The sequence below is a fragment of the Streptomyces sp. ICN903 genome, from assembly GCF_022015835.1.
Taxonomy (GTDB): domain Bacteria; phylum Actinomycetota; class Actinomycetes; order Streptomycetales; family Streptomycetaceae; genus Streptomyces; species Streptomyces fenghuangensis.
Genome location: NZ_JAKMAY010000255.1, coordinates 1 through 8,431 on the forward strand (window position 1 = coordinate 1; position 8,431 = coordinate 8,431).

Sequence of the window (8,431 nt, forward strand, 5' to 3'; positions counted from 1 at the left end):
AGCCCGTCCCCGCAGCCGCCGCCGGAGCCACCGTATGCCGGTGCGGGCGGGGACGGGCTGGGGTCTCGCTATGCGGTCCGGTCGAGCGCGCGCAGCGAACGGTCGGTGATCGACCTCGCTCCGCGGCCGATCGCGATCGTGCCGGACTGGACCAGCTCCTTGATGCCGAACTGCTCCAGCATCTTGAGCATGGCCTCCAGCTTGTCGCTGCTGCCGGTCGCCTCGATGGTGACGGCCTCCGGGGAGACGTCGACGGTCTTGGCGCGGAAGAGCTGGACGATCTCGACGATCTGCGAACGGGTCTCGTTGTCGGCGCGGACCTTCACCAGGACGAGTTCGCGCTGGACGGCGGACCCCGGCTCCAGTTCGACGATCTTCAGGACGCTGACGAGCTTGTTGAGCTGCTTGGTCACCTGCTCCAGCGGGAGGTCCTCGACGTTCACCACGATGGTGATGCGGGAGATGTCGGGGTGCTCGGTGACGCCGACGGCGAGCGAGTCGATGTTGAAACCGCGACGGGAGAACAGGGCGGCGATCCGGGCGAGGATGCCCGGGGTGTTCTCCACCAGGACGGAGAGCGTGTGCTTGGACATCGGTTGTGGTGTTCCGTTCCTCGGATTCCTCTGGGGCTCTGTCGTCCGGGACTCAGTCGTCGCCGTCGCCGAAGTCGGGGCGGACGCCGCGCGCCGCCATGACCTCGTCGTTGGAGGTGCCGGCCGCGACCATCGGCCAGACCATCGCGTCCTCGTGGACGATGAAGTCCACGACCACGGGGCGGTCGTTGATGGAGTTGGCCTTCTCGATCACCGCGTCGAGCTGCGCGGGGTCCTCGCAGCGGATGCCGACGCAGCCCATGGCCTCCGCCAGCTTCACGAAGTCCGGGACGCGGGTGCCCCTGTTCCCGGGGCCGACGGCGTCCGGGCCGCTGTGCAGCACGGTGTTGGAGTAGCGCTGGTTGTAGAAGAGGGTCTGCCACTGGCGGACCATTCCCAGGGCTCCGTTGTTGATGATCGCGACCTTGATCGGGATGCCGTTGAGCGCGGCGGTCACCAGCTCCTGGTTGGTCATCTGGAAGCAGCCGTCGCCGTCGATCGCCCAGACGGTGCGGTCCGGGACGCCGGCCTTGGCGCCCAGCGCGGCCGGGACGGCGTAGCCCATGGTGCCCAGGCCGCCGGAGTTCAGCCAGGTGGCGGGCTTCTCGTACTTGACGAAGTGGGCGGCCCACATCTGGTGCTGGCCCACCCCGGCGGCGAAGACCGTGCCCTCGGGGGCCAGTGCGCCGATGCGCTCGATGACCTGCTGCGGGGCCAGCGAGCCGTCCTCGGGGTGGTCGTAGCCCAGCGGGTAGGTCTCGCGCCAGCGGTTCAGCTGCTGCCACCACTCGGTGTGGTCGCCGGTGTTGCCCGCCTCGTGCTCGGCGCGGACGGCCACGACCAGGTCGGCGATGACCTCGCGGGCGTCACCGACGATCGGGACGTCGGCGGCGCGGTTCTTGCCGATCTCGGCCGGGTCGATGTCCGCGTGCACGACCTTCGCGTAGGGCGCGAAGGAGTCCAGTCTGCCGGTGACGCGGTCGTCGAAGCGGGCGCCGAGCGCGACGATCAGATCGGCCTTCTGCAGGGCGGTGACGGCCGCGACGGTGCCGTGCATGCCGGGCATGCCCAGGTGCTGCGGGTGGCTGTCGGGGAAGGCGCCCAGCGCCATCAGGGTGGTGGTCACCGGAGCGCCGGTCAGCTCGGCCAGCACCTTCAGCTCGGTGGTGGCCCCGGCCTTCAGGACGCCGCCGCCCACGTACAGCACCGGGCGGGCGGCCTCGGTGATCAGCCGGGCGGCCTCGCGGATCTGCTTGGCGTGCGGCTTGGTCACCGGGCGGTAGCCGGGCAGGTCCGTGGTGGGGGGCCAGGAGAACGTCGTCTGCGCCTGCAGGGCGTCCTTGGCGATGTCCACCAGGACCGGGCCGGGCCGGCCGGTGGAGGCGATGTGGAACGCCTCGGCGATCACCCTCGGGATCTCGGCCGGGTCGGTGACCAGGTAGTTGTGCTTGGTGATCGGCATCGTGATGCCGCAGATGTCGGCTTCCTGGAAGGCGTCGGTACCGATCGCCTTGGAGGCCACCTGGCCGGTGATCGCGACCAGGGGGACGGAGTCCATGTGCGCGTCGGCGATCGGGGTGACCAGGTTGGTGGCGCCGGGACCGGAGGTGGCCATGCAGACGCCGACCTTGCCGGTGGCCTGGGCGTAGCCGGTGGCGGCGTGGCCCGCGCCCTGCTCGTGGCGGACGAGGACGTGGCGCACCCGGGAGGAGTCCATCATCGGGTCGTAGGCGGGCAGGATGGCGCCGCCTGGAATGCCGAATACCGTGTCGGCGCCGACTTCCTCGAGAGAACGGATGAGGGACTGGGCTCCCGTGACGTGCTCGACGGTGGCGGGCTGCGGCTGTGCTCCGCCGGTACGGGCCCGCGGCTGCGGGCGGGGGGCCCCGGTGGCCTGCTCGGTCATCACTTGTCTCTTCTCGGAGAGTTGAGGGTTTGACGCTCGTTGTAGGTGGCTGTGGGTGGGTCGCGCTCGAGTGCCGCTGGCACCGGTGCAACAAAAAACCCCTCGTGCCGTCAGGCAAGCGAGGGGAGCGCGTCGATGTCGTCCACAGGGCGGGCATGCCCCGTGTCAGTCGACGCGCTGTCCAATTACGAGAAGTCGGGTGCGCATGGCACCGACCTTCCTCCCGTGGCGCCTGAGGTGTCAAGTGGGTGGGACGGACGTCTCACTATTTGAGCGCAACGGAGGATGCGCCACCGGGCCGCGCGCGGTCGGCCCACTCCTGTGCGCGGGCAGCGAACCGGCGACCACCACCGAGCGGCCGGCGCCCGGGAAGTGCTGCTCCTCACCGGCGACAGGGTAGCTCCCGCGGGCCAGGGCACGCCTGAGCCGGTGCTCGTCCAGGGGCTTGGAGAAGGCGGCCCCCTGGGCATGGGTGCAGCCCAGCGCGCGCAGCGCCGCGGCCTGTTCGGGCAGGTCCACGCCGTCGGCGACGGAGAGCATCCCGAGGTCGTCGGCGATCCGCAGCAGCCCGGAGGTGATTTTCCGCACCCGAGGGGAGTCCACCACGCCGTCGACCAGCGTGCGGTCCAGCCTCAGCGCGTCGGCGGGAAGCCTGCGGAGCGCGGCGAGACCGGAGTGGGCGCCACCGAAGCCGTCCAGGGTGATGCCGACCCCGATGCGCCGCAGTGCGGTGACCCACAACTCCAGTTCGTCCAGGGATACGCGGGGGTCGGTGTCGGCCAGTTCGACGACGAGGGCGTCGGGCGGCAGCCCGTGCCGGGACAGCAGCGCCTCGACGGTGGCCGGAGTCGTGGAACGGTCGGTGAGGCGGCGCGCGTCCAGCCGTACGGACACCGGCACGCGGTAGCCCGCCTGATGCCGTTCGGCGGCCTGCTCGACGGCCCTGCGCAGCAGCCACCGGCCCGCGTCCCCGTCACCGCGGGCGTCCGCCACGGGGCCGTGCGGGGGCTGGGGGCCGTACTGCGCCGGCGGTGCGGGCCGGGCCTGGGGAGCGGGCTGGGGCCCGCCCGGCGGGAACAGCACGCCCCGGGCGGAGCGCCTGCGGGCCTGGGCCGCGACCGAGGCGATCTTCCCGCTGGAGAGTTCGACCACGGGCTGGTGGAGCAGCGCGAACTCGCTCTCCGCCAGCACTCCGCGCAGCCGGTCGGTGGTCAGCTCCGCCCGGCGGACGGCCTCGGCCTGCGGTTGCGAGGCGTACAGCTCGACCCGGTTCTTGCCCGCCTGCTTGGCCCGGTACATCGCCAGGTCGGCATGGCGCATCAGCACGGCCGGGGTCACTCCGGGCTCGGCGAAGGCCACGCCGATGGAGGCGGCGACCCGCGCCTCGCCCCCCTCGACCCGGTAGGGCCGGGAGAGGGTGGTGCGCAGCCGTTCGGCGATCTCCAGCACGCGGTACTCGCGCTCGGCCCGGTCGCACTTCCCGTCACCGACGATGAGCGCGGCGAACTCGTCCCCGCCGAGCCGGGCCGCGGTGTCCCCGGCTCGTACGGCCTCCCGCAGCCGGCGGGCCGCCTGGACCAGCAGTTCGTCCCCCGCCTGGTGGCCGATGGTGTCGTTGACGGCCTTGAATCCGTCGAGGTCGATGTAGAGCACCGCCGTGTGGCCCGCCCCCGCGTCGCCCCGGCGCCGGCCGCCCAGCGCCTGGCGGACCCGCTCGGTGAACAGCGAGCGGTTGGGCAGGTCGGTCAGCGGGTCGTGGGAGGCGTTGTGCTGGAGCTGAGCCTGGAGCCGCACCCGTTCGGTCACATCGCGGCTGTTGAAGATCAGGCCGCCCTGGTAGCGGTTGATCGTGGACTCGATGTTGAGCCAGCGGCCAGAGGCGTGCCGGATGCGGCACTCGATGCGGGTGGAGGCCTCCTCCCGGGGCGGGGTGGCCAGGAAGCGGCGCACCTCGTGCAGGACCCGGCCCAGGTCCTCGGGGTGGATGAGGGAGGCCAGCTCGGAGCCGACCAGTTTGTCCGGCTCCCGGCCGTAGACGCCGGCGGCGGCCGGGGAGACGTAGCGCAGCATCCCGGCCGGCGAGGCGATCATGATGACGTCGCTGGACCCCTGCACCAGCGACCTGAAGTGGTTCTCCTTCTGGGCCAGTTCCTGGGTGAGGCGGATGTTCTCCAGCAGCATGATGCCCTGCCGGACCACCAGGGCCAGTACGACGGTGCAGCCGGTCAGCAGCACCACCGGATCGATGGCCCCGCCGTCGCGGACGTTGTAGAGGATCCCCAGGGTGCAGACGGCGGCCGCCAGGTACGGGGCGAGGGCGGCCAGCGACCCGGCCACCGCTCCGTTCCCGGGCGCGGGAGGCCGGACGGCCGGGCGCAGGGGGGCGTGCCGGCTGCCGCCCCCCTCCCGGCAGCCGACCCAGGGGGCGTACGCGAGCAGCAGCGAGCCGGCGAACCAGCCGGCGTCGAGGATCTGACCGGAGGAGTAGTTCTCCCGCAGCAGGGGCGAGGTGAACAGGGCGTCGCAGAGCACGGTGAGCGCGAGTGCCCCGATGACGGTGTTGACGGCCGACCGGTGGGTGGACGAGCGGCGGAAGTGGAGCGCGAGGACCATGCTGATCAGCACGATGTCCATCAGGGGGTAGGCCAGCGACAGGGCCACCAGGGAGAGGGACTCGCCCTGCCAGTACGAGGGGTGGTCCAGCGCCAGGCTCCAGGAGAGGGTGAGCAGCGATCCCCCGACCAGCCAGGTGTCCAGGACCAGGCGCGTCCAGCCGGCCCGGGAGACCGGCCGTTTGGCGAGCACCAGCAGTCCGACGATGGCGGGTGGCGCGAAGAGCAGGAAGCAGAAGTCCGCCGCGGAGGGGCTGGGCACGGGTACGCCCAGCACGACCTCGTACCAGCCCCAGATCCCGTTGCCGAGCCCGGCCATCGCCGAGGAGATCCCGAACAGCGTCCAGGCGGGCCGGAAGGGCGTGTCCGGGTGGGTGCGGGCGTAGTGCACGCACGATCCCGCGGCCGCGAAGGCCGCGGCGCTCAGCCCGAAGTCGCCCATGAACAGCGCCACCGCCGGGGATCCCCAGCCCAGCAGCGCGCCCAGCGCGTACGCCCCGCACAGGGCGGCGAGCACCAGCCGCGGGAACGCCCGCCGCTCCCCGGCCCCCGTCCCGCCGTGCGGGCGGGCCGTGCGGGGCAGCCACGGGAAGCGCGGCTGTTCCGCCCCCCGGGCGCTCATCGCGCCGCCCCCGGGTGCGGCAGTCCCTGCCCCGGCCCGCGGAGCCCGGGCCTGGGCGGTGTCCAACACCGTTGATGCGTCCGGTGGTTCGTCCGGTGGCCGTGCATGTCGCCCGTCCCCCCTCGCTGGTCTGGTACGCCCCCGGATCGGACGATACACCAGAACGGTCACTCAGGGACATAGCACTTCTACACAGCGTGACTGATAGGGGAATTGCCGATACAATCCGCAGCCACCCGTATCCGGAGCGTACGGATGGCCGTGCGGGCGGTCGTCCGCGTCTGCACCACCCGTCTCGCGCCCCCGTCCCCCTCCCGTCCCCTCTGCCGCCGGACGGCCGCGCGGCCGTCCGGCGGGGCCGTCACCCGGCCGAGGCGACGATGTTCTCCGGTTCCTCCCCGGCCGCGAAGCGCCGCAACTGGGCCCGGAGCAGCCGCTTGGCGCGCGGCAGGAACGCGGACGTCGGGCCTCCGACGTGCGGTGTGATCAGGGTTCCGGGCGCCTTCCACAGCGGATGACCGGCGGGCAGCGGCTCGGGGTCGGTGACGTCGAGCGCCGCCCGCAGCCGCCCGGACTCCAGCTCCGCCAGCAGCGCACCGGTGTCCACGACGGCGCCGCGCGCGACGTTCACCAGCAGCGCTCCGTCCTTCATGCGCGCCAGGAAGTCCGCGTCCACCAGATGGCGGGTGGCGTCGGTGAGCGGGGTGACCAGGAAGACCACGTCGGCCTCGGGCAGCAGCCGGGGCAGGTCGGCGAGAGTGTGCACCGGGCCGCGCGGCACGGTGCGGGCGCTGCGGGCCACCCGGTGGACCGCCTCCGGTTCGAAGGGCGTCAGCCGGTCCTCGATGGCGGCGCCGATGGAGCCGTAGCCGACGATCAGCGCCGTCCGGTCGGCGAGGGCGGGCCGGAAGCCCGGCGTCCACCGGCCGGTGTCCTGGGCGCGGACGAAGTCGGGGATGCCGCGCAGCGAGGCGAGGGCGAGGGCGAGCGCCAGTTCCGCGGTGCTCGCGTCGTGGACGCCGCGGGCGTTGCACAGCACGGTGCCCCGGGGCAGTTGCGGTACGGCGGACTCCACGTGGTCGATGCCGGCGGTGAGCGTCTGCACCACGCGCACGTTCGGCATGTGCGCCAGCGGCCGTACGGCGACGGCCTGACCCTTCAGATAGGGAACGGCGTAGAAGACGCAGTCCGCGGGGTCCGCCGGGAACTCCTCCTCCCCGTCCCAGTGGACGTAGCGGAACGAAGCGGGCAGCCCGCCCATCTCGGCGGGCGGAATGGGCAGCCAGACGTCTGCGGAAGCCATGGCCAGAGGCTATCCGGAGGCTGTGCGGAGGCGCCGGAAGGCACCCGTTAGGTTGGGAGCGCCCTACGGGGGCGACCCCGCGGGGGCGAGGAGGGAGCACGTCCAGGTGGAGCGCAGGACAATCGGTGCGGGGGCGCTGGAGGTGGGTGCCATCGGGCTCGGCTGCATGCCGATGAGCTGGGCCTACACCGCGTCCGAGCGGGACGGCGAGTCCTCGATGCGCACGGTGCACGCGGCCCTCGACCGCGGGGTGACGCTGCTGGACACCGCCGACATGTACGGGCCGTTCACCAACGAGCTGCTGCTGGGCAGGGTGCTGCGGCGACGCCGCGCGGACGTGTTCGTCTCCACCAAGTGCGGCCTCCTCGTCGGCGAGCAGCACATCGTCGCCAACGGGCGCCCCGGCTATGTGAAGCGCGCCTGCGACGCCTCGCTGCGCCGGCTGCAGACCGATGTGATCGACCTCTACCAGCTCCACCGCGCCGATCCGGAGGTGCCCATCGAGGAGACCTGGGGCGCGATGGCCGAACTGGTCGCGGCCGGCAAGGTGCGCTCGCTGGGGCTGTGCGCGGTGGGCGCGCGGGAGCGGCGCCGGGGGGCGAACGCACCCGCGTACGCCGGAACGCTCCGGCAACTGGAGCGGATCCAGCAGGTCTTCCCGGTCAGCTGTGTGGAGGCCGAGCTGTCGGTGTGGTCCCCCGAGGCCCTGACCTCGCTGCTGCCGTGGTGCGAGGCGCGCGGCATCGGCCTTCTGGCCGCGATGCCGCTGGGCAGCGGCTTCCTGACCGGCACCCTCACCCCGGGCGGCGGCTTCGAGCGCGACGACGTACGCGCCCGGCATCCGCGGTTCACTGCCGAGATGATGGCCGCCAACCAGCCGATCGTCGCCGGGCTGCGGCGCGTCGCCGCCCGGCACGGCGACGCCACCCCGGCGCAGGTGGCCCTGGCCTGGCTGCTGGCCCAGGGGCGGCACGTGGTTCCGGTGCCGGGCGCCAAGAAGGAGCGCTGGGCGGTGGAGAACGCGGCGGCGGTGCGTCTGGAGCTGAACTCGCGGGACCTGGCGGAGATCGCCGCGCTGCCCGCCGCCCAGGGGTCGTGGGACTGAGCCGGGAACATCCGGCGCCTCCACGGCGTACGGTCGGGTGTACGGGCCGGCCCGGCGCGCACCGCGTGCACGGCCGGCCCCCGCACCGCAGGCGAGAGCTGCCCGTAGTCGAGTAGTCGAAAGGCGCACCGATGCTGCGAAGCCGTCCCCCGTCCGTACGTCCGCGTCCGCGGCCGCCGCTGCGGAAGGCCGCCGTCGCCCTCGCCGGGCTCGCCCTGCTGGCGGCGGGCTGTTCGGACGGCGGGTCCGGTGAGGGGCCCCCGGACCGCACCGGCACCACCTCCTCCCCC

5 protein-coding genes are annotated in these 8,431 nt (G+C 72.9%); 1 reads left to right on the plus strand and 4 read right to left on the minus strand.

Features of this window, described 5'->3' with window-relative positions; genetic code table 11:
• Positions 1-68: 68 nt before the first annotated feature.
• From ilvN to L7D48_RS22160, 4 genes are all read right to left on the minus strand, one after another.
• Positions 69-593, minus strand: a complete 525-nt coding sequence (gene ilvN / locus L7D48_RS22145; RefSeq protein WP_093663300.1) for an acetolactate synthase small subunit — start codon at positions 591-593, stop codon at positions 69-71.
• Between the two features lie 52 nt (positions 594-645).
• Positions 646-2,499, minus strand: coding sequence for an acetolactate synthase large subunit (locus L7D48_RS22150; protein WP_237881719.1), 1,854 nt, complete (start codon positions 2,497-2,499; stop codon positions 646-648).
• A gap of 240 nt (positions 2,500-2,739) precedes the next feature.
• On the minus strand, positions 2,740-5,733 hold the full coding sequence (locus L7D48_RS22155) for a bifunctional diguanylate cyclase/phosphodiesterase (RefSeq protein WP_237881721.1): 2,994 nt from the start codon (positions 5,731-5,733) through the stop codon (positions 2,740-2,742).
• A gap of 361 nt (positions 5,734-6,094) precedes the next feature.
• A complete protein-coding gene (locus tag L7D48_RS22160; protein ID WP_237881724.1) occupies positions 6,095-7,036 on the minus strand; it encodes a 2-hydroxyacid dehydrogenase in 942 nt (313 codons plus the stop codon).
• 106 nt (positions 7,037-7,142) lie between these two features.
• Between L7D48_RS22160 and L7D48_RS22165 the strand changes: the two genes are divergently transcribed.
• Positions 7,143-8,141 carry an aldo/keto reductase gene (locus L7D48_RS22165; protein ID WP_237881726.1) on the plus strand — a complete coding sequence of 333 codons (999 nt, stop codon included), beginning with the start codon at positions 7,143-7,145 and terminating at the stop codon, positions 8,139-8,141.
• The last annotated feature ends 290 nt before the right edge of the window (positions 8,142-8,431 follow it).

What these genes read in the sequence shown, in the direction of transcription:
- ilvN (WP_093663300.1), bottom strand. Translation starts at nt 593, where the DNA reads ATGTCCAAGCACACGCTCTCCGTCCTGGTGGAGAACACCCCGGGCATC.
- L7D48_RS22155 (WP_237881721.1), bottom strand. Translation starts at nt 5,733, where the DNA reads ATGAGCGCCCGGGGGGCGGAACAGCCGCGCTTCCCGTGGCTGCCCCGC.
- L7D48_RS22160 (WP_237881724.1), bottom strand. Translation starts at nt 7,036, where the DNA reads ATGGCTTCCGCAGACGTCTGGCTGCCCATTCCGCCCGCCGAGATGGGC.
- L7D48_RS22150 (WP_237881719.1), bottom strand. Translation starts at nt 2,499, where the DNA reads ATGACCGAGCAGGCCACCGGGGCCCCCCGCCCGCAGCCGCGGGCCCGT.